16 protein-coding genes are annotated in these 19,310 nt (G+C 64.3%); 8 read left to right on the top strand and 8 right to left on the bottom strand.

What is annotated here, in order from left to right; genetic code table 11:
* Positions 1 to 37 precede the first annotated feature (37 nt).
* Entirely contained in the window at positions 38 to 631 is a 594-nt protein-coding gene (locus ACQS5P_RS04810; RefSeq protein ID WP_428939770.1) for a M28 family peptidase, read from the bottom strand.
* Between ACQS5P_RS04810 and ACQS5P_RS04805 the strand changes: the two genes are divergently transcribed.
* Positions 610 to 1,593: a transposase gene (locus ACQS5P_RS04805; RefSeq protein ID WP_428937294.1), complete on the top strand. Its 984-nt coding sequence runs from the start codon at positions 610 to 612 to the stop codon at positions 1,591 to 1,593. The two genes, ACQS5P_RS04810 and ACQS5P_RS04805, sit on opposite strands and share 22 nt — an antisense overlap.
* On the opposite strand, the gene ACQS5P_RS04800 is transcribed toward ACQS5P_RS04805, so the two are convergent.
* The 3 genes from ACQS5P_RS04800 to ACQS5P_RS04790 are packed head-to-tail and all read right to left on the bottom strand — an operon-like array spanning position 1,575 to position 4,533.
* Positions 1,575 to 2,030 (bottom strand): M28 family peptidase, encoded by a 456-nt coding sequence (locus tag ACQS5P_RS04800; RefSeq protein ID WP_428939769.1) that lies wholly within the window; start codon positions 2,028 to 2,030, stop codon positions 1,575 to 1,577. The genes ACQS5P_RS04805 and ACQS5P_RS04800 overlap by 19 nt on opposite strands.
* A gap of 58 nt (positions 2,031 to 2,088) precedes the next feature.
* Positions 2,089 to 4,344, bottom strand: a complete 2,256-nt coding sequence (locus ACQS5P_RS04795; protein ID WP_428939768.1) for a vWA domain-containing protein — start codon at positions 4,342 to 4,344, stop codon at positions 2,089 to 2,091.
* Positions 4,345 to 4,371: 27 nt separating this feature from the next.
* Positions 4,372 to 4,533, bottom strand: a complete 162-nt coding sequence (locus ACQS5P_RS04790; protein ID WP_428939767.1) for a hypothetical protein — start codon at positions 4,531 to 4,533, stop codon at positions 4,372 to 4,374.
* On the opposite strand from ACQS5P_RS04790, the gene hslV reads away from it, so the two are divergent.
* Together hslV and ACQS5P_RS04780 are read left to right on the top strand one after the other, a co-directional pair.
* The gene (gene hslV, locus ACQS5P_RS04785; protein ID WP_428939766.1) at positions 4,532 to 5,071 is read left to right on the top strand and encodes an ATP-dependent protease subunit HslV; all 540 of its coding nucleotides are present in this window, start codon (positions 4,532 to 4,534) and stop codon (positions 5,069 to 5,071) included. The genes ACQS5P_RS04790 and hslV overlap by 2 nt on opposite strands.
* A gap of 73 nt (positions 5,072 to 5,144) precedes the next feature.
* Positions 5,145 to 6,704, top strand: coding sequence for a right-handed parallel beta-helix repeat-containing protein (locus ACQS5P_RS04780; RefSeq protein WP_428939765.1), 1,560 nt, complete (start codon positions 5,145 to 5,147; stop codon positions 6,702 to 6,704).
* An 86-nt stretch (positions 6,705 to 6,790) separates the two neighbouring features.
* Here the strand turns inward: ACQS5P_RS04780 and ACQS5P_RS04775 are convergent, their stop codons facing one another.
* On the bottom strand, positions 6,791 to 7,597 hold the full coding sequence (locus ACQS5P_RS04775) for a 6-pyruvoyl trahydropterin synthase family protein (RefSeq protein WP_428939764.1): 807 nt from the start codon (positions 7,595 to 7,597) through the stop codon (positions 6,791 to 6,793).
* Positions 7,598 to 7,650: 53 nt separating this feature from the next.
* On the bottom strand, positions 7,651 to 9,390 hold the full coding sequence (locus ACQS5P_RS04770) for a BTAD domain-containing putative transcriptional regulator (RefSeq protein WP_428939763.1): 1,740 nt from the start codon (positions 9,388 to 9,390) through the stop codon (positions 7,651 to 7,653).
* Positions 9,391 to 9,653: 263 nt separating this feature from the next.
* Here ACQS5P_RS04770 and gyrB point away from each other — a divergent pair, with 263 nt between their 5' ends.
* Positions 9,654 to 12,215: a DNA topoisomerase (ATP-hydrolyzing) subunit B gene (gene gyrB, locus ACQS5P_RS04765; protein ID WP_428939762.1), complete on the top strand. Its 2,562-nt coding sequence runs from the start codon at positions 9,654 to 9,656 to the stop codon at positions 12,213 to 12,215.
* Positions 12,216 to 12,280: 65 nt separating this feature from the next.
* On the opposite strand, the gene ACQS5P_RS04760 is transcribed toward gyrB, so the two are convergent.
* Together ACQS5P_RS04760 and scpB are read right to left on the bottom strand one after the other, a co-directional pair.
* The gene (locus tag ACQS5P_RS04760; protein WP_428939761.1) at positions 12,281 to 13,057 is read right to left on the bottom strand and encodes a hypothetical protein; all 777 of its coding nucleotides are present in this window, start codon (positions 13,055 to 13,057) and stop codon (positions 12,281 to 12,283) included.
* An 83-nt stretch (positions 13,058 to 13,140) separates the two neighbouring features.
* Positions 13,141 to 13,770: an SMC-Scp complex subunit ScpB gene (gene scpB / locus ACQS5P_RS04755; protein ID WP_428939760.1), complete on the bottom strand. Its 630-nt coding sequence runs from the start codon at positions 13,768 to 13,770 to the stop codon at positions 13,141 to 13,143.
* A gap of 399 nt (positions 13,771 to 14,169) precedes the next feature.
* Between scpB and metK the strand changes: the two genes are divergently transcribed.
* From metK to ACQS5P_RS04735, 4 genes are all read left to right on the top strand, one after another.
* The gene (gene metK / locus ACQS5P_RS04750) at positions 14,170 to 15,393 is read left to right on the top strand and encodes a methionine adenosyltransferase (protein WP_428939759.1); all 1,224 of its coding nucleotides are present in this window, start codon (positions 14,170 to 14,172) and stop codon (positions 15,391 to 15,393) included.
* Between the two features lie 19 nt (positions 15,394 to 15,412).
* Positions 15,413 to 16,432: a substrate-binding domain-containing protein gene (locus ACQS5P_RS04745; protein WP_428939758.1), complete on the top strand. Its 1,020-nt coding sequence runs from the start codon at positions 15,413 to 15,415 to the stop codon at positions 16,430 to 16,432.
* Between the two features lie 208 nt (positions 16,433 to 16,640).
* Positions 16,641 to 17,795 (top strand): AmmeMemoRadiSam system radical SAM enzyme, encoded by a 1,155-nt coding sequence (gene amrS, locus ACQS5P_RS04740; RefSeq protein WP_428939757.1) that lies wholly within the window; start codon positions 16,641 to 16,643, stop codon positions 17,793 to 17,795.
* A gap of 186 nt (positions 17,796 to 17,981) precedes the next feature.
* The gene (locus tag ACQS5P_RS04735) at positions 17,982 to 19,265 is read left to right on the top strand and encodes a tetratricopeptide repeat protein (protein ID WP_428939756.1); all 1,284 of its coding nucleotides are present in this window, start codon (positions 17,982 to 17,984) and stop codon (positions 19,263 to 19,265) included.
* Positions 19,266 to 19,310 lie beyond the last annotated feature (45 nt).

The following is a 19,310-nucleotide window of genomic DNA, read 5'->3' as shown; positions in this document are numbered from 1 at the left end:
CTGCTTCGGTCGTTGCTTCACGTCCTGATGGTCTGGCCTATTCTGCCTGCTTTGCCAGATCGCTGACGACGCACGATAAGCCGGCGACGACGCGCGCGGTCCTGTCGTAGTCGAGTTTGTCGGGGGTGTCGGTCGGCTGGTGGTAATGCGGGTAGCGGAATGGCGCGGTATCGGTGACCATGATGGCCGGGTATCCCTGCTGCCAGAAGCTCCAGTGATCGGACCATCCGACGCCGGGGATGGATTCCGGCGCAACGCCCGCTTCAGAGGGAAACTGCGCATGGGCACGGAAGGAGCCGACGCATCGTTGGACGAGCCGGAGCGAGGCGAGATTGCCCACGAACGCGATGAAGTTGCCGGTGGAGGGATAGAGCATCGCCAGCGGCGGCGGGTACTGCTGGCTGTTGGGCGCGTCGGTATAAAAGCCGATGGTTTCCAGCGCGATCATGCCCAGAACATTCTCGTTACGCTGTTTGCAGCGGCTGGCGTAGACGAGACTTCCCATCGCTTCGGTCTGGAAAAAGGGTGGTTCCGGCTCAGTCTCGACCCTCTCCAAGTTCGGCGCATGTTCGGTAGCGCCACGCCGATGCAGTGGGTACAAGCTGCGGGATGGAAACATCTCGATCACCATGGAAGGTCCTGCGGCAGGCCCATGAACTGGCCCTCCGCGTCTGGCCGGCCTACTCCTGCGACTGCAGCCGCCACGACTTCACGCTCCCGCAACTCTTCGCCTGCCTCGTTCTGCGCGAGCAGCTCAAGCTCAGCTATCGCAGGGCCGAGCAACTGCTGCGCGACTCGCCGCAGTGGCTGGCCGACCTCGGCATGTCCCGCGCCCCGGATCACAACACCCTCTGGCGGGCCTTCGGCACGCTTCTCAAGACCCGGCGCGTCAACCGCATGCTCGACCTCCTGGCCCAGCTTGCCGCCAAGGCCAAACTGCTGCGTAAGCTCGACTCGAGCAAGCCGCTGACCCTCGACAGCACCTGCTACGAGGCGCGTCACCGCTCACGCCATTACGACCGCGTCTGCCGCAAGATGCTCCTGCGCGATGGCGGCAAATACACCGAAAAAACCGATGCAGACGAGGTCAATCGCTCACGCTCGCGCCGGGCCCGGCAGATGCCGAAGCTGGCCCTGGCGGTGGCCTCGGCCTGTCACCTCATCCTGGCGGCGCGGGTTCATATCGGCTGCGGGTCCGATGCGCCGGACTTCGCGCCGCTGTTGTACCATGCGTGGCGGCGGGCCAATGTGAACGTCGTCGTCGCCGACGCTGGATACGACTCAGAGGCCAACCACCGCAGCGCCCGCCTGGACATGGGTGTGCGCTCGGTGATTCCCACGGGCATCGGGCGGCCGTCGAGCAAGCCGCCCGGCGGTCGATATCGCCGGCTGATGAAGCAGCGGTTTGCCCGCAAGGCGGACCGGCGAACCTACGGCCAGCGAGCGCAGAGCGAGACGGTCAACAGCATGATGAAGCGGAACTTTGGCGATGCCCTGCGTTCCGTGCAACGCCGCCGTCGCCGGCAGGAGATGCTCTTGCGGACCCTGACGCACGACATCATGATCTACGCCAATTATGAGGGTCGAGACTGAGCCGGTGGTTCCTCGTTGACGAAAGCGACGAATCGCAGTGTTCGCGCGGGCGTGGGCTGTCGCAACAGCCGCGAAATCTCCAGCATCGCCGCGACTCCACTGGCGTTGTCGTTGGCGCCCGGCACGCCCAGGGGGGTGTCGTAGTGCGCGCCGACGATGACGATTTCGTCGGGCCGGGTTTCGCCGCGAATCTCCACCTCCAGGTTTTTGACCATTGTGTTATGGATCGGGTACGGCTGCTCGCGCACCTCGTAGCCCTGATCTCGCCAGATGCGGCTGAGGTAGGCGATCGTGGACTCGAGGCTGCCAGAGGTGTAGACGTTCCGCTGTCCGATCACGCCAGCGAGCATGTTCACATGATCAAACAGTTGCTGGCGCAGCTCGCGCTGCTGCGGCGTCAGTGGCGGCAACGGGCCGCGAAAGGATTGGCCGGGCATGAGCATGACGTGTCTGCCCACAGCGTAACGGCCCGATTGGTCCTGAGGTAGAGCCGAATCATGTCAGTTTCCAGACGATCAGGGCCAGGGCGATCATGGCGCCGCTGGCGATGCAGAGGATTGGCAGCAGCGGCAGTTTTCGCAGTGGCCAGCGAAAGTCGATCGGCCCGGTCTGATTGGGGAAGATCACCTGCCCGCCGGTGCTTTCTGCCAGACGCTTCATGGCCTGGTGGTCGTTGCCGAGCGCGTCGAACTCCGGCGGATATCGTTCGGCGATGGCGCGGCGATCAAGGGTCTGTCCGTCGAGTCTCAACCGGGCCAGGAGCGTGCTCCGCGGTGAGGGCACATCGATCGAGTAGCGCCCGGGTGCCACCTGATTCAATGTCAACGTGGTGACGCTGAGGTCGGGTCTGGCCGGGTCAAGCAGGTCCAGTTTCAGGTCCAGCCTGTTGAGGAAAGTGCCGTTGTCAATGGCGTCAACACAGACGCTCAGGCTCGAATCGGTTTGCCAGGTGACGGTGAATCGGGGATCGCGTGGCGGGTGCTCGACCAGGACTGTGATGGCGAACAGTTCGTCGGGCATCGCTTCGAATGCCAGCGCCGCGACTCGACCGGCGCCGAATTGCCAGTGGGCGCCCAGCGGGATGTGCTGGCCATCGAAAGAGGCGCGGGCCACTTCGATGGCATCGCGGCGCAGCCAGGTGCGATTCGACAGCGTCAGCGTGCGGGTCGGCAGCGACGCAAGCTCGCCGGTGAACTGAACGGAAAGGGGCGATCGCACGAGCAGGTCGGGCATCGCCTGTCGCGCCAGATGGGTGGCGGCTTCGATCCATCGATGCGGATTGGTCTGGTTGAGGATCGTTCCGCCGGTTGCAGCTACGAGCCTGGACACAGCGGAGCGCGATGGGTCGGAAGTGGCCAGCAGGTGCAGGCGGAGCCTCTTTTGCGCCAGTGTCGCGGCGAGGGCATCTGGATTGTCGATGGTGGCGTCGGCGTCGGTGATCAGCAGCAGCTCCGTGGCCAGCGAACCGTCGAGCTGGGATGCGATGGATTCAAGCGCGAGCTGGAGGTTCGTCGGGCCGTGTGGCGCGATCTGGCCGGTGGGCAGTTGCAGGCTTGCGGTTTGCGCGGCGGAGCGAGCCTGGGACCAGAATTGCAGGTCGCGGGCGAAACAGCCGACGCTGACCGGTTCATCGGCGGGCAGGTGCCGCAGGATCGCCATCAGTGCCTCGGCGGCGCGCTGCCAGCGCGTGATGTGCGGCGAGTCCGCAGCGATCGGGGCCGCCATCGAGCCGCTGGCGTCGGCCAGCAGAATCCACTGCCTTGCCGGCTCAGGGGGTGTGCTGGCCAGTGGCGAGATCGATTCGATCTGGCTGCCCGGGTAGCTGCCTGCGGCGAAGGCGTGCTGTCCGCCGACGATCACCAGCCCGCCGCCCAGGTCGCGCACGTACTGCACCAGCCGCTGCTGTTGGATGTCCGAGAGGGCATCGGCCGGGACGTTGGCCAGTACGATCGCCGCCGCCGACAGGTACTCTGCCGCATCGACCGGAAGCTGCGCCGGGAGCATGGCCTGCCACTCATCCGCAGCCGGGGGCGGCGAATCGCCGATCCACCAGCGCAGGGCGCGTTGCGGAGGCGGCCAGTACAGCGAAAGCCGGTCGTTTTCCGGCCAGGCGTCGCCCGGCGCCAGTTGCGCGGCGACCCTGCCGCGTGCGAAGGCCTGGCCGGACACGATGGTGGTGCCTGTGGACGCCGTGGTCGGGCCGGGGGACAGCAGCCTTCGCGGCGGGCCGGTGTTTCGGATCGTGACGGCAATCGGATGATCCGAGCCGTCGCGCGGCTCGAGGCGGACCACAGCAGCATCCGACGGCGATTCCAGATTCGGATCAACCACCGGGTAGGTCGGCGGGCCGGGGTCCGCTGGCAGGGCAAATCGACCATCGCTGAAAAGCACGATCGCGGCGGCATCGGGCGAAGGCTCGTATTGCGTCGCCGGCGCGCTGTCGTCCGAAAACCTGACAACCCGATATCCCGACCCGTCAACCAGTTCATCGATGCGGCGATGAAGGAATCGTTCATCACGAAAGCGGGCGGTGCGGGTGCTGGCCGAGCAATCCACCATCACCACCACCTGTCCGCGCTGGGGGATCTGAATCGACGGATTGCCCGCTGCTGCGGCCAGCAGTGCAGTGCCTGTCAGCAGAAGTGCATGCACCAGCCATGAGCCTGCTGGCCGCCGCCACAGCACGACGGCGGCGATTCCTGCCAGCAGCGTGGTTGCGATCAGCATCGGGATGGGGGTGGTGACGCTCACGTGGCTGTGCGGTGTGCGGCGAGCGGATCAATCTGGCGGAGCATGTGCTGATGGCGTATCACGGGCAATTGGGCGCGTGCCCGGGTAGCTGGCGTGCTGGTCGCGGCTTGCCGTGCCGCGCGCAGCGGGGTAGAACCAGACCAGCAGAGCCAGGCGCGGCATCGCGTCGGTGGAGGAATCGTATCGCATGAAGCAACGTCCGGCGAGATCGACCACGATTCTGAGCGTTCGCCGCGGCCAGGAGGTGGCCCTGGGCGGCGATGGACAGGTAACGCTGGGGAACGTCGTGGCCAAGGCGGATGCGGTAAAGGTTCGTCGGCTGGGCAACGGCAAGGTACTGTGCGGTTTTGCCGGCAGCGCCGCCGACGCGTTCGCGCTGCTGGAGCGGTTTGAGAAAAAGCTGGGGGACTATCCGGACAACACGCGGCGGGCGGTGATCGAGCTGGCCAAGGAATGGCGGACCGACCGGGTGCTTCGGCGGCTGGAGGCGATGCTGGCGGTGGCCGACAAAACCACCAGCCTGATCGTCAGCGGCGCCGGGGATGTGATCGAACCCAGCGACGGGATCATCGGGATCGGCTCGGGCGGGCCCTTCGCCGCCGCGGCAGCCAAGGCGCTGCTCCAGCATTCCCAACTCTCGGCCAGCCAGATCGTCGAGGCAGCACTGAAGATCGCCGCCGATCTTTGCATCTACACGAACACCAACATCCGAGTGGAAACGTTGTAACAAAGGCAGAAGGCGGACAGATAAAGGGGGAAGCGGAAGCCCGTCGATGGCGGCGGCTCATGGGAGGTCTACGATGTCTAGCTCGAGCTGGCGGGGGCATTTCATTGCATGCATGGTTGCAATAGTTGGAATCTGCTCCTGGGCGGCCGGGGCGGTGGCGCCGGCGGAGATGCCGCCGATGGAGCAGGTGGGGCCGATCCCGCGCGCGGTAGACGCCAGGCAGTACGCCAGGATCCTTCACGTGGCCCCGGATGCCGAGCATCGTTCGGTTTCGGATGCCCTGGGCGCGATCAAGGACGCGTCGAAACAGAATCGGTATGCGATTCTGGTTGCCGCCGGGACGTACAACGAATCGCGCATCCAGCTCAAGCCGTTCGTCGATCTGTATGGCGGATTTGCTCCGGGCGGAGACTGGAAGACGCGCGACGTGTATGAGAACGCGACGATCCTCGATGCGCAGAAGAAGGGTCCGGTCGTCATCGGCGCGGATGATGCCCGCATCGACGGTTTTGTCATCACCAACGGCCATCACGACGGCTCGGGCGGGGGGATCATTTGCGACGGAACCTCGCCGACGATCGTCAACAACATCATCATGGCCAACAACCTGCCGGCGCCGGCGTGGCTCAAGCCGCCGCTGGGCAAGCAGGCGGCCAACGAGGGTGCGGGCATCGCGCTGTTGAATGGCTCGCGCGCGTACGTGGCGAACAACCTGATCTGTGAGAACACGACCGACGCGGGCGCCGGCGCGGGAATCACCTGCCGAAACAACGTCGAGGCGAAGATCCTGCGAAACGTTTTCGCCAACAACGTCGCGGGTATCAGGGACGACACGGAATTTCACGGCAAGAAGGGTTCGCGCAGCTCGCCCGGCGGGGCGATCGCGGTCAACGCCGCCAGCTCTCCGCAGATTTCGTTCAATGCCATCGTGCTGGGTTCTGCGCCGATCAACAACGACGGCGGAGGGATCTGGGTCGAGGGCAACTCCGCGCCGCCGATCAATTACAACTGGATCGTGGGCAATCTCTCCGGCGACGACGGCGGCGGAATCTACGTCATGGGCAACCTGTATTACGATGAACAGGGCGAGCGGCACGATCTGATGCCCGACGCGCCGGTGAAGATCGAGAGCAATCTGATTGCCGGCAACCAGACGATCCGGGGCGGTCCGGGAGGCATCCGCGTCAGCCGATGGGGCCGGGCAGAACTGCTGCGGAACGTGATCGTGGCCAACCAGGGCGGGGTGGCGGGTCGCGAGGGGGGGGTGATCACGGTCATGCACGACAACGTCATCGCGGACAATCAGGAAGATCGCAGCACCTCCAGGCCGAAGATTCGGCTCTCCGGCGAGATTGCCAGCCGCAGCTTCGATCAGCGGCGATACGTCACCGAGATGACGCTGAGCCAGGACCTGCCCGCTGCACCGCAGCGACGCGCAACGCTGCGAGACCGCGAGCGATCCCGGCTTGAGGGCGGAGTCATCCGCGTCGGCCAGCAGTGGAGCGTGATCAAATCCGGTCCAACCAGTGCCAATCCCAAGACGATTATCGTGTGGGGCAAGGTCACCGACCCGGCCACGACGTTCGAGATCCTGGATCATTACGTCGAGTCGGACTACGTTCAGGCGGAGTGATCCCCGGGGCAAGCAGGGTCAGCACGCTGCATCAGCCGCGCACAGCGCGAAGTCCGGCAAAACAGCGTTTGCCGTGGTCGCGCTGTCTATTCGCTGTACTCGCACCAGGTCTTTGGTGTTTCCCAGACGGTGACGCTGGCCAGTTCGGCGCCGATGCCTGTCATGCGGCTCTTCAGCATCCGGTAGATGATCATCGCGATGTTTTCGACGGTGGGGATCACGTCGCGAAACTCCGGCACGTCGATGTTCAGGTTGGTGTGATCAAGCCTGTCGATGACGTGCTGCTTGACGATCCGCTCGAACGCCGGCACGTCCACGAGCAGACCGTTGTCGTTGGGCGTGCCGCGCAGCGTCACCTGAAGCTCGTAGTTGTGTCCATGCCCGGAAGGGTTGTTGCACTTGCCGTAGATTCGGCGATTGGTTTCATCCGGGAGCCTGGGGTTGTGCAGGCGATGCGATGCACAGAACTCAAACTTCTGACTCAAACGTGTCATCGGTCGCTCCGAAGCAAGCTGGCTGATGGAAAGAAACGGGGTCAGCCAGATGGTGATGGCATGCAGGCGATCAGGCGCAAAGGCGTCATGCAGGACGGAAAAAGCAGCCGACGGCAGCAGTCCGGCGGTGTTGGCGCGGCCGGACGCCGCCAGAGCAAAGTTGTCGCTGATCGCGGGGATCAGTTTCCGACGAACCGCCTGGTCGATTTCCCTGATATTGCGCAGGTAGCAGGTGTTGGGATCCGGCTGGCCCTCGATGGTGACCTGAACCGTGAAATACTGCCCGAAGCCCGTGAGCGTGGGATACCCGCCGTAGCTGTTGCTTGGCGCGGGCTGATCCAACTGCTCGTCGGAGGCGAGATTGACGGCAAATCGCACTTCGCGCGTGAGGCGGAACATCAGTTCAAGAGTATATCGCTGTCCGTGGCGATTCCGGGCGCACAACGCGACGTTCACTTGCGGCCGAATCGCTGTAACTGCTCGAGCATAAACTCATCGCCGGGGTCCAGCTCCAGGGCGCGGGTTTCCAGCCGGACGGCTTCGGCGGCGTTGCCCATGCGGAAGTGGACTTCGGCCAGCGTGTCCAGATACGCGGGGTTATCCGGTTCCATCATGACGGCGCGCTGAGCCAGCTCCAGCGCTTCGGGCAGATTCTGGTCGCAGCGCGCGCACAGCCAGGCCAGTTCGTTCAGCAGCGAAGCATCGTCGGGGTTGTGCTCGAGCTCGGCGCGTTGCTGGGCGCAGGTGCTCTGGAAGGCCTTGAGCGCGTCGTCGCGTCTGCCGGCGTCGACCAGCAGCGGATAGGCGTCCAGCAGGACGCCGGAATCCAGCGGCTGGAGCTGAAGCAGCTCATCCAGATGCCGATTGGCGGCATCGGCGTCGCCGCCGCGCCGCGCCAGTTCGGCGCTTCGCCAGGCGATCTGGGCGGCGAAGTGTCTGGCCTGAAGGTGCACGACGCGCCCCTCGGCGGTTGTGGCGGAGATCTGTCCGCCCGCGGCGTTGACCAGTGCCAAAGCGGCCTTGAGATGCTCGATGGCGGCGGCGGGACAGTCCTGGCGCGCCGCCAGATCCGCCAGACGCACACGCACTGAAAGCAAGTAGGGCTGAAGCTCTGGTTGCTCGCCCCAGGCCAGCAGGGTTTGCCACTCGCGACGGGCCAGATGGTCCCATCCGCTGCTGGCCAGAAACTCGCCCGTCTGCCAGCGCGATCGTGGCGTGAGGCTGGCGGCCAGCGCGGTCTGCTCCAGCGCCGCGGCTTCGATGCTGCGTGCCTGGCGGCTGAGGATTCTGGACAGGGCGTAGAGCATGGGCGGGTTGGCGCCGTAGCTGCGAAGGTAGTTGAGCACGTCCTGTTCAAAGCCATCGAGCGGGCCGAAGTCCGCGTGCAGCGCGAACAGGTGGTAGACCGGCAGCGGATAGGCGTCGCGGCTGGTGCCGATTCTGGCAGCCTGCTGGCGGCGGAGGTTGGCAGCCTGGTGGTATTGCCGCCGCGCCACCGCCTCGTCGGCCAGGCGATCAAAGGCCCAGTCCAACTCTCCGTCGTCGATGCTGGGCTGGCGTGCTTCGGCCTGCACGGCGCGGCGAAGCATGTCGATCGCGCGGTTCCGGTCGCGGTTGAACCATGCTCGAGCGGCCAGGGTCAGAGCGGCAGGGCGAGTATCCGGCGGCTGGAGGGATCGAATGGCGGCCTGCGTGTGGGCGTCGCGCCGCGGCGCCAGCATCGAGACGATCTTCCAGCACACGTCCTCGCTGGGATCCTCCAGCAGCAGTCGCAGCAGCGCCGGCACGCCGGCCTGGTCCGGCAACTCCGCCAGTTCCGAGGCGAACTTGATGCGAATCGCCTCGTGGGTTTGTCCGTATCGAGCAAGCACGGTGCGTACGGCCGGGGGATCCTGAGGTTGTTCCCAGGGCAGCGCCAGCAGCACTCTGGCGGCGGCGGCGGCGACGGCGGGGTCGTCGCCGCGGCTGGCGCGGACCAGCGCCGGCCGAGCCGAGACCCCAAGTTGCTTCAGCTCATTCTCGGCCTGCTCGCGAAGCAGCGGGTCCAGATCGCCCAGGCGCTGGATCAGCGACTCGGTTGTCGCCGCCGCTGCCGCGATGCTGAAAAGCCCCAACAGACCCAGCAGCAGGATCGCGCCGAAGACGCTGGGCAGGCAGGTGCTGCCGCGGGCGTTGAATTGTCGCGTGCTCACAAGCCGATGGTATTACCTAACCGCTTGAAATCGCAAGGAGAAACCGAGGTTTCCGTTGTATCAGGAGCTTGCTGTATACCCGCACTTTTTCTTGCTTGTGACGTAGTATTTGAGGCAGGTTTTCGCGATAATAACCAGTCCACCTGCATCCCGGCGGCACGGTTGGCCACGCCGACCGTGACTTGCGCCACGAACCTTGAATGATCAGTCTTTGACCGAGCCAGTAAAAGCAGACGAAGACCCAGAGCAGGAGCCGTATTCTGATGGCCGAAAACCCAAACCCCGTTCATCCGACAACCCCCCAGTCCGATTCTGCGACGTTGGCCGACGCTGAGGCGGCGGCGCGCGCGTACAACGAGAACATGATCAAGGTGCTGGAGGGGATCGAACATGTCCGCACGCGTCCGGGAATGTACATCGGCGACACCACTGCGCGCGGACTGCACCACCTGGTGTACGAGATCGTGGACAACTCGATCGACGAGGCGATGGCGGGTTTCTGCAAGAGCATTCTGGTGCGGATCAACGCCGACGGAAGCTGCACCGTCGCCGACGACGGGCGGGGCATTCCGGTGGGTATCCATCCGACGGAAAAAGTGCCGACGGTGGAGGTGGTGTTTGCCAAGCTCGGGGCCGGGGGAAAGTTCGAGCACAACGAGCACAGCGCCTATCGCACGACCGGGGGTCTGCACGGGGTGGGGGCATCGGTGGTCAACGCGCTGAGCGAATGGCTGGAGGTCGAGGTCTCGCGCGAGGGCAAGGTGCACCACATGGAGTTTGAGCGAGGCAAGAAGGCTTCGAGCCTGAAGGTCATCGGCAAGAGCACCAAGACCGGCACGAAGGTCACGTTCAAGCCCGATCCGCAGATTTTCCCGGACATCGAGTTCAAGTACGAGATTCTACAGAAGCGACTGCGCGAGCTGGCGTACCTGAACGAGGGGCTTCAGATCGTCATCGAGGACGAGCGCACCGGCAAACGCGACGAGTTCAAGTTCGACCAGGGTCTGGTCGAGTACGTCAAGTACCTCAACGACGGCAAGGTCACGCTGCATCCGGTGATCCACTTCAAGAAGGAAGACCCGCAGACGCGGCTGGTCGTCGAGGTGGCGATGCAGTACAACGATGGATACAACGAGACGATCGAGAGCTTCGCGAACAACATCAACACCCACGAGGGGGGCACGCACCTGTCGGGGTTCAAGACCGCGCTGACCAGCACGATCAACCGTTACGCCGAAGCCAACGGACTGATGAAGGACCTTCGCCCCAGCGGTGAGGATGTTCGTGAAGGGCTGATCGCGGTGATCAGCGTGAAGGTTCCCGAGCCGCAGTTCGAGGGCCAGACCAAGACCAAGCTGGGCAACAGCGAGGTTGAGGGTTTTGTCAGCTCGGCGGTCAGCGAGAAGCTGGGCGCGTACCTGGAGGAGAATCCGAAGGAGGCGCGGGCGATCTTCGAGAAGGGGACGCTCGCGGCCGAGGCGCGCGAGGCGGCGCGAAAGGCGCGCGAGCTGACGCGCCGGAAAAATTCGCTGGAAGGCAACTCGCTGCCGGGCAAGCTGGCCGACTGCCGCAGCAAATCCAACGAGGAAACCGAGCTGTTTCTGGTGGAGGGCGACTCGGCCGGTGGATCGGCCAAGCAGGGGCGGGACTCCAACATCCAGGCGATTCTGGCGCTGCGCGGCAAGCTGCTGAACGTGGAGAAGGCCAATCTCGTGAAGATGCTCGGCCATGAGGAGATCCGCACGATCATCAGCGCGCTGGGCACGGGAATCCGGGATGATTTCGACATCGAGAAGAGGCGATACGGCAAGGTCGTGATCATGACCGACGCCGACGTGGACGGCAGCCACATCCGCACGCTGCTGCTGACGTTCTTCTTCCGGCACATGCAGGAGCTGATCAAGGCCGGGCGGGTGTACGTGGCGCAGCCGCCGCTGTATCAGGTGACGCGAAAGAAGAAGAGCGAGTATGTGCTGAACGACCGCGCGATGAAGCAGATCTACACCGAGCTGGGGCTGGAGGGCACGGAGCTGATCATCCGCGACGGGGACACGGGCCGGGAGGCGCGTCGCCTTAGCGGCGAGGAGCTGAAGCGCGTCGTCGAGCTGCTTGTCAGGCTGGAAGAGCTGGTGAAGGTGATCCAGCGGCGGGGGATTGATTTTGCCGATTTCCTTCAGAAGCGCGATCAGCACGGCCGGCTGCCGCTTTACCAGGTTGTGGTTGACGGCGAGGAGCGATTCTTCCACGACGTGAACGATCGCGACCAGTTCCTGCGGGAACAGAAGCTGTGGGTAGACAGCACGGCGATTCCCACGCGGGCGGAGATCGTTTCGACCGACAGCACGCAACAGCCCGCCGACGAACCCGAAGAGGGCTATCAGCGCCTGCAGAAAAATCAGGAGCTTCACGAGGTCAAGGATTTGGAGAAGCTGTTCGCTCAGCTCGAACAGTACGGGCTGTCGATCGATGATTACTTCCTGACGCAGGAGGAATCGGTCAGCGGTGAGAAGCTGGCGACCAAGTATGCGCTGGTTCAGGACGGAAGCTGTCACGACGTGGCGGGCGTTGCCCAACTGCTGCCGGAGATCTACCGGCTGGGCAAGCAGGGGATCGAGGTCAAACGCTTCAAGGGGCTGGGCGAAATGAACGCCGAGCAACTGTGGGAAACCACGCTGGATCCGAAGCGGCGGGTGCTGCTGCGGGTCACGCTCCAGGAAGCCGGCGAGGCGGAGCGCATGTTCAGCGTGCTGATGGGCGAAGACGTGGAGCGCCGCCGACAGTTCATCGAGGATCACGCCCTGGAAGTGAAGAATCTGGACGTGTAACGGTGCGAGCTGCCTGCCTGCTTGCGCAGGCGCAATGGGCTGTCACGCCTGGCCGGACCGGGCAGTCAGCGGTGCTTGATCCTCGCGAGTTGTCGCGCCGTGTCGCTCAGTTTCTGGTGCGCCAGCTCGCAGGCGTAGTCCACCTGGAGGGTTCTGCGATATGCCTCAATCCGCTTGAGCGGATCGTCGATGGCATCGGCGGCGGCGAGAAACGGGGCGTGCAGCCGTTCCCACAACGACATGATCTGCGAAAAGGTCTGCGCATTGCCACGGCGGACTCCCTGGGGCAATTCGGATTCCCGCAGCACGATGCAGTGTGGCGGCAGCGATTTCAGCAGCTCGTCGATCGTCCGGCGCGGCTCGGCGGGCGGCAATGACATGTCCGGCAGCGGCACGATCGCTACCACCCGTTCGCTGCCCAGCGGATAGCTGGCCGCCAGAAAAGTCTCGACATACAGCTCGTGCTCGGTCTGAAGCCGGCGCACGTCCAGGGCCGGCTGAATCGATGCCCAACCGGCCACCAGAAGCTGCCCGTGCGGGTAATTTTCCACGACTCGCCGGCCATCGACGCGATCGTCGGGCCCGGTGGCGATCAGGTCCAAACAGACCACTCCTTCGCCACAGTGTTGTCGTCGCTGCCGGCGGGCTTCCTGAAGCGGCATGTAGAGTCGCGCCAGCGTGTCGAAGTCGCCCAGCGTCAGCGCGATGGATTCGGCCTGGATCAGCGTCTGCTCGGCGCGCAGATACTCGGTTCGCACGAGCTGGCTCTGGCCCAGCTCGCACAATTCCTGGAGCTGGCGTGCAAGTGACTGGGGCGTGGTGCGTTCGACCTTTGCGGCCATATCTGTAGAGATCATACCCCTGAAGTGCCGGACCGAAGAACGGGCAACTGTCACCGCCGGCGGGATCGCTGGTTCGGGGTTGCTCAGCCGGGTGAATCGGATGGGCGGGGCGTTTCGGTTGAGCCGGCGGGGCTTGCCGCCGGCGCCAGCTCCGCCGGGGGCTGCGGCAGATCTCGCAGGCTGTTCAGGCCAAAGACCTCCAGGAACCGGCGGGTGGTGCCATAGAGGATGGGCCGGCCGGGTTCTTCGGCGCGACCGGCGATCTTGACCAGGTGCTTTTCCATGAGGCTGCGGATCGTTTCGCCGCAGGCCACCCCGCGAATCGCCTCGATGTCGGCGCGGAGGATCGGCTGCTTGTAGGCGATGATCGCCAGGGTCTCCAGCGCGGCTTTGGTCAGTTTGGCGTCGATTTCGCGTTGATGCAGCCTGCTGAGCAATTCGCCGAATTCCGGCAGCGTCAGCAGTTGATAACCGCCGGCGACCTGTTCGATACGGAAAGATCGCCCCGTGGCCTGGTAGGTCTGGTTAAGCTGGCTGATCGCGTGGCGGACGGGGCGGGTGCTGCCCAGCCCGAGCAGTTCGGCCAGCCGACCTGCCGTCAGCGGGTGATGCGTGCTGAACAGCAGGGCTTCCAGGGCGGCGAGGTTGACCGCCGGCAGCTCGCCGGGCTGAGCCGGCTCCTGCCGCTCATCCGCCGATGTCGGGTCTTGCACGGCTCCGTCAGGCGGTTCGTCGCCGCCTCGGCGTGTGCGGTGGGAATCCAGCGGCACAGATGATTCAACTTCTTCGTCTGGCATAACTTCCAACGTTTGCCCCGCTTGCCGTTGCGTCGGCAGCGGCTGGCCGTCCTGGTCAAAACGGACAAGTCTCATGCGTGGTTGCATCCGCGCTGGCTCCGATCTTGTTGATCTTATCGGTCATTTCAAGCGAGATCGTGCAGGAATGCCGCAATCCGGCGGTCCGTGGCCAATCATGCCTGCTTGCCGATCCGGGCACCGCGCTGTATGTTCTGCGCCCCCGCTTGTTCACGGGTCCGTTGGAACACCGTGCACAGTAACGCATGAACCGCGCAAGCCCGCACGGCTTGCGAACTGTTAAAGGAGAATCGAATCGTGTCCCCGGAATTCCGCCGCAGCACACACCTGTTCACCAGCGAGTCCGTGACCATGGGCCACCCCGATAAGGTGGCCGACCAGATCTCCGACGCCATTCTCGATGCGATCATCGCCCAGGATCCCCGCGCGCGGGTAGCGTGCGAGACGCTGGTCACGACCGGGCAATGCGTGATCGCTGGCGAGATCACCACTTCCGCGTATGTCGACGTGATCGAGATCGCCCGCCAGACGATCAAGGAGATCGGCTACACCCACCCGGAGATTGGTTTTGACTACAACTGCGGAGTGCTCAGCGCGATCCACCGGCAAAGCCCGGACATCGCCCGCGGTGTGGACCATGCTGGCGATGATGAGCGTGAGCAGGGCGCCGGCGACCAGGGGCTGATGTTTGGCTACGCCTGCGACGAAACCCCGGAGCTGATGCCCCTGCCGATCCACCTGGCGCACCGGCTGGTGGAACGGCTGGCGTGGTGCCGACAGACCGGCAGGCTCAAGTGGCTGCGTCCCGACGGCAAAAGCCAGGTCACCATCGAGTATCAAAACGAGCGCCCCAAGCGGGTGCACACCGTCGTGATCTCCACGCAGCATGATGAAAGCGTGCTGGACAGGAACGACGAGTTCTCGAAAAAGGCCAAGCAGCAGATCATCCAGGAAGTGATCAAGCCGGTGATTCCCAAGAAGCTGTGGAACGACGAGATCATCTTCCACATCAACCCGACGGGCAAGTTTGTCGTGGGCGGGCCGCACGGCGACACCGGGCTGACCGGACGCAAGATCATCGTGGACAGCTACGGCGGTCGCGGGGCGCATGGCGGGGGGGCGTTCAGCGGCAAGGACCCTTCCAAGGTCGATCGCAGCGCCTGCTACATGGCGCGATACATCGCCAAGAACATCGTCGCCGCCGGGCTGGCGCGGGCCGCGGAAGTGCAATTGGCCTACGCGATCGGCGTGGCGCATCCGGTGAGCGTGACCGTCAGCACCGAAGACACGGCCCGGATCCCCGAGGACGACATCGCCGAGCTGGTGAAGCAGCATTTCCCGCTCACGCCGCGAGGGATCATCAAGCATCTGGATCTGCTCAAGCCGATCTACAAGCAGACCGCGCGGCACGGACATTTCGGCCGGCCCCCAACCCCTGACGGAGCGTTCTCCTGGGAAAAGACCGACAAGGCCGAGGAGCTGGCCAAGGCCGCCGGGCTGACGATGCGCAAGGCCGGATAGTATCCGGCGGGGAGCAGTCATGTTTCGACATCGCTTTTGTCTGGGCGTGCTTGTACTGGCGGTGATGGGACTGATCGCGATTGGCTGCGACAACAGCGGCCAGAGCGGAAAGGTTCAGCCCGGCGCAACAACCGGGCAAAGCTCCGCGGCGGGCGCGACCCTGGACATCGCCGTCATCCCCAAGGGCACAACCCACAGTTTCTGGAAGGCGGTGGAAGCCGGGGCACGCAAGGCGCAGGCGGAGCTTGGGGTGAACGTGATCTGGCGCGGGCCGTTGAAGGAAAACGACCGCCAGCAGCAGATCGATATCGTCCAGCAGTTCATTTCCGAAGGCGTCGACGGGATCGTTCTGGCGCCGCTGGATGACACGGCGCTGCGCCGGCCTGTGCAAAGCGCCATGGGCAGTGGTATTCCCGTCGTCATCTTCGACTCGGGGCTGAAAGGCGAGCCGGGCAAGGACTTCATCAGCTTCGTGGCGACGAATAACCGTCTGGGCGGGGCCATGGCCGGCGAGGCGCTGGCCAAAGAGCTTGGCGGCAGGGGCAAGGTCGTGCTGCTTCGCTATCAGGAAGGCTCGGCCAGCACCACCGAACGCGAAACCGGCTTCCTTGAAGCTCTCAGGAAATACCCCGAGATCCAGGTCATTTCCGAAAACCGCTACGCCGGCGCCACCACCGACGACGCCATGAAGGCCTCGATGCAGCTTCTGGACCAGCTTCAGGCCGCCGACGGCATCTTCTGCCCCAACGAAAGCTCGACGCACGGAATGCTGCTGGCATTGCGGCAGGCGCAGCTTGCCGGGAAGAAGAAGTTCGTCGGCTTCGACGCCTCGGCCCCGCTGATCGACGCGCTGCGCAAGGGCGAGATCGCGGCGCTGGTCTCGCAGGATCCGATGAAGATGGGGTACTTGGGCGTCAAGACGCTCGTTTCGCACATCAAGGGCGAAAAGGTCGAGCCGGTCATCGACACCGGCGTGCAACTGCTGACCAGGGAGAATCTGGACACTCCGGAGATCAAGGCGCTGATCAGCACCCAGTAAGCATCCGGCGGGCAAGCACGATTACCAAAGCGGGGAAGGGCGCTGCGCGCCATTCCACAGCCCGCGCGCCCATCGCGCACGGCTTGGAACTGTCCCCAGGCAGACATACCCACGTTTCTACGGATGCGCATACGACCTGCCACTCCGGCAAAAAGACCGGTCCATTCCCGCGGCATTGGGCGTAGAATCAATAGGCAGGTGAATGCCTATGCCAGCGGAAGTATCCCTGGACGTGCTTGAGAGCCTTGACGAGAAACAGCGGTTGACCACGCTGAAGCAATGGCTGCACCGTTACAGCGCCCCGGCCGCCGAGGAGCTGATCGAGCGGCTGCCCGACGGTGCGGTGCGTTGCTTTGCCTGCGGGCATCGCTGCCTGATCAAGCCGGGGCGGGACGGTGTCTGCCGGGTGCGGTTCAACGACCATGGCACGCTGCTGGTTCCGTTCGGATATGTCGGGGCGCTGGCGTGCGATCCGATCGAGAAAAAACCTTTCTTCCATGTGCTGCCCGGCTCGGACGCGCTGACGTTCGGCATGCTCGGGTGCGACTATCACTGCGGCTACTGCCAGAACTGGGTGACCAGCCAGATGCTTCGCGACCCCAATGCCTTCGCCCCGCCACGCGTCTGCACGCCGAAGCAACTGGTTGATCTGGCCATTGAGCACGGGGCGCCGGTGGTGGCGTCGAGCTACAACGAGCCGCTGATCACCAGCGAATGGGCGGTGGCGATTTTCCGTGAGGCGCGGCAGCGCGGGTTGAGGTGCGCGTATGTCTCCAACGGCAACGGCACGCCGCAGGTTCTGGATTTCATCCGCCCGTATGTCGATGCCTACAAGGTCGATCTGAAGACCTTTAATCCGAAGCACTATCGCGAGCTGGGCGGCGTGATGGAGAATGTGCTGGACACGATCCGCATGCTCAAGCAGCGGGCGTTCTGGGTCGAGATCGTCACGCTGATCGTCCCGGGTTTCAGCGACGATCCCGATGAGCTGAAACAGATGGCCGAGTTCCTCGTCGGTGTTGATCCGCTGATGCCCTGGCATGTGACCGCGTTTCATCCGGACTACAAGATGACCGAGGGATATCGGCAGACCACGGCCCAGGACCTGCTTGGCGTGGTGGAGATCGGCCGGGCCGCGGGGCTGAAGTACATCTATGCCGGCAATCTGCCCGGGCAGGTGGGGGAGTGGGAGAACACCCGCTGCCATCACTGCAATGCCACCCTCATCGAGCGTTACGGCTTTTTCGTAAAGCGCAATCTGATCGGTGCCGACGGACTGTGCCCGCAGTGCCATACGCCAATCCCGGGAATCTGGGGCAAATCCAGCGGGCACGGCGACGGGCGCGTCCGACCGCTGCTTTAGGCATCTGCGGTCGCCACGGAGAAACGCGTGCAGGATGTGCGCGCGTTTCAGGTTCTGCTGGCGTGCCAGGCCGCGTGCGACGGTGCCCCGAACCGCTCCTGTCCGCCTGCGATATCAAACTTGCCCGGTTCTTCACGTGTCGCTTAGGATGGATTGAGGCAAGCCAGCCAGGCAAAGGACCGATCTATGAACCGATCTGGACGACGTGCCGTGCTGTTGTTCGCGGCCATTGGCGCGATCCTCGTCGCAAGCACCTTTGCCGATCAGGGCGTCGTCAGGACCCGGGATGGACAGACCTACCAGGGCGACGTGACCGTCGGCAATGAGGTCGTGCGCATCCGGTTGCACGGTGTGGAGACGATTCTTCAAAAAGCCGACGTCGAGTCGATCGAGCTCAAGAGTGACTACGAGGCGGATTTTCGTCAGCGCCTGAGCAAGCTGGACGAGAAGGATGTTGCCGGGCGAATTGCCCTGGCGCGGGAGGCATTCGATCGGCGGCGATATGACCTGGCGCGGGAGGCGCTGGAGAACGCGCTGAGTGTGGATCCGAACAGCCGGGAAGCAACCGACATGCTGCGGCTGGTGCAAAGGCAAATCGAGCTGGAGCGCGACCGGGCTGCCACCGCGGGCGAGGCGACGGTGGCTGCTGGAGCCGCGCCGTCCACGCCCTCGTCGCGCCTGCCCCCCACGCCCGTGCACAGCGGCGATCGACGGCTGCTTACCCCGGCCGATGTGGAAGTCATCCGCCGCAAGGAACTGAAGCCCGGCGACAGCGGTGTGCGAATCAGCATTGACCCGGCGGTGCGAAAACGCTTCGCCGAAAGCCAGAACATGACACTGGCCGAGTTCAACGCCAAGCCCCCGGTACAGCAGGCGCTGGAAATCTTCGAGAAGGGCGATCCGGACATGCAGCAGCGGGTGCGGATCGCCAGTGATCCGCCGGCCATCCTCGAATTCCGTCGGCAGATTCAACCGATGGTGCTCCAGAACTGCGCCACGGCAGCGTGTCACGGGGGCAGCGCCGGGGGTAGCCTGATTTTGTATTCCCCGGCCGACAACGATCTGGTCACCTACACAAACTTCTATATCCTGATGACCTGGGAAAAGCCGATCGCTGATACCGGCGGGGTGTTCGGCAACAGCGCCAAACGGCTGATCGAGCGCGGCCGCGGCGAGCAGTCGCTGCTGGCGAACTTCGGATTGCCGATCAACATCGCCGAGTACGATCACCCACTGGTTGGCGGCAAGCCCATCCAGCCGATGTTCCGCAACAAGGACGATCCCAAGTACCGGGCGCTGGTCGAGTGGATGAATCGTTCGCTGTCGCCGATCCAGCCTGACTATGGAATCAACTATACACCGCCGACCGGGCAGAGCCTTGTGCATGTTGCGGGCCAGACGACACAGCCCGCGACCCAGCAGGGCGAGCCGGTGATGTCCGCGCCCGGACAACCGGCATTGCCCCCCTGATCGACCGCAGCGTACGGTGCGAACCGACGATGCCGTAGCCCGGGC

The organism is Fontivita pretiosa (assembly GCF_050410795.1).
Taxonomy (GTDB): Bacteria; Planctomycetota; Phycisphaerae; order Tepidisphaerales; family Tepidisphaeraceae; genus Fontivita; species Fontivita pretiosa.
Note: the sequence above shows the minus strand (reverse complement) of the source record. Positions and strands in the feature narration are given on the sequence as shown.

What these genes read in the sequence shown, in the direction of transcription:
- ACQS5P_RS04805 (WP_428937294.1), top strand. Translation starts at nt 610, where the DNA reads ATGGAAACATCTCGATCACCATGGAAGGTCCTGCGGCAGGCCCATGAA.
- ACQS5P_RS04735 (WP_428939756.1), top strand. Translation starts at nt 17,982, where the DNA reads ATGAACCGATCTGGACGACGTGCCGTGCTGTTGTTCGCGGCCATTGGC.
- ACQS5P_RS04800 (WP_428939769.1), bottom strand. Translation starts at nt 2,030, where the DNA reads ATGCCCGGCCAATCCTTTCGCGGCCCGTTGCCGCCACTGACGCCGCAG.
- ACQS5P_RS04745 (WP_428939758.1), top strand. Translation starts at nt 15,413, where the DNA reads ATGTTTCGACATCGCTTTTGTCTGGGCGTGCTTGTACTGGCGGTGATG.
- ACQS5P_RS04790 (WP_428939767.1), bottom strand. Translation starts at nt 4,533, where the DNA reads ATGCGATACGATTCCTCCACCGACGCGATGCCGCGCCTGGCTCTGCTG.
- ACQS5P_RS04780 (WP_428939765.1), top strand. Translation starts at nt 5,145, where the DNA reads ATGTCTAGCTCGAGCTGGCGGGGGCATTTCATTGCATGCATGGTTGCA.
- amrS (WP_428939757.1), top strand. Translation starts at nt 16,641, where the DNA reads ATGCCAGCGGAAGTATCCCTGGACGTGCTTGAGAGCCTTGACGAGAAA.
- ACQS5P_RS04810 (WP_428939770.1), bottom strand. Translation starts at nt 631, where the DNA reads ATGGTGATCGAGATGTTTCCATCCCGCAGCTTGTACCCACTGCATCGG.
- hslV (WP_428939766.1), top strand. Translation starts at nt 4,532, where the DNA reads ATGAAGCAACGTCCGGCGAGATCGACCACGATTCTGAGCGTTCGCCGC.
- ACQS5P_RS04760 (WP_428939761.1), bottom strand. Translation starts at nt 13,057, where the DNA reads ATGGCCGCAAAGGTCGAACGCACCACGCCCCAGTCACTTGCACGCCAG.
- ACQS5P_RS04775 (WP_428939764.1), bottom strand. Translation starts at nt 7,597, where the DNA reads ATGTTCCGCCTCACGCGCGAAGTGCGATTTGCCGTCAATCTCGCCTCC.
- gyrB (WP_428939762.1), top strand. Translation starts at nt 9,654, where the DNA reads ATGGCCGAAAACCCAAACCCCGTTCATCCGACAACCCCCCAGTCCGAT.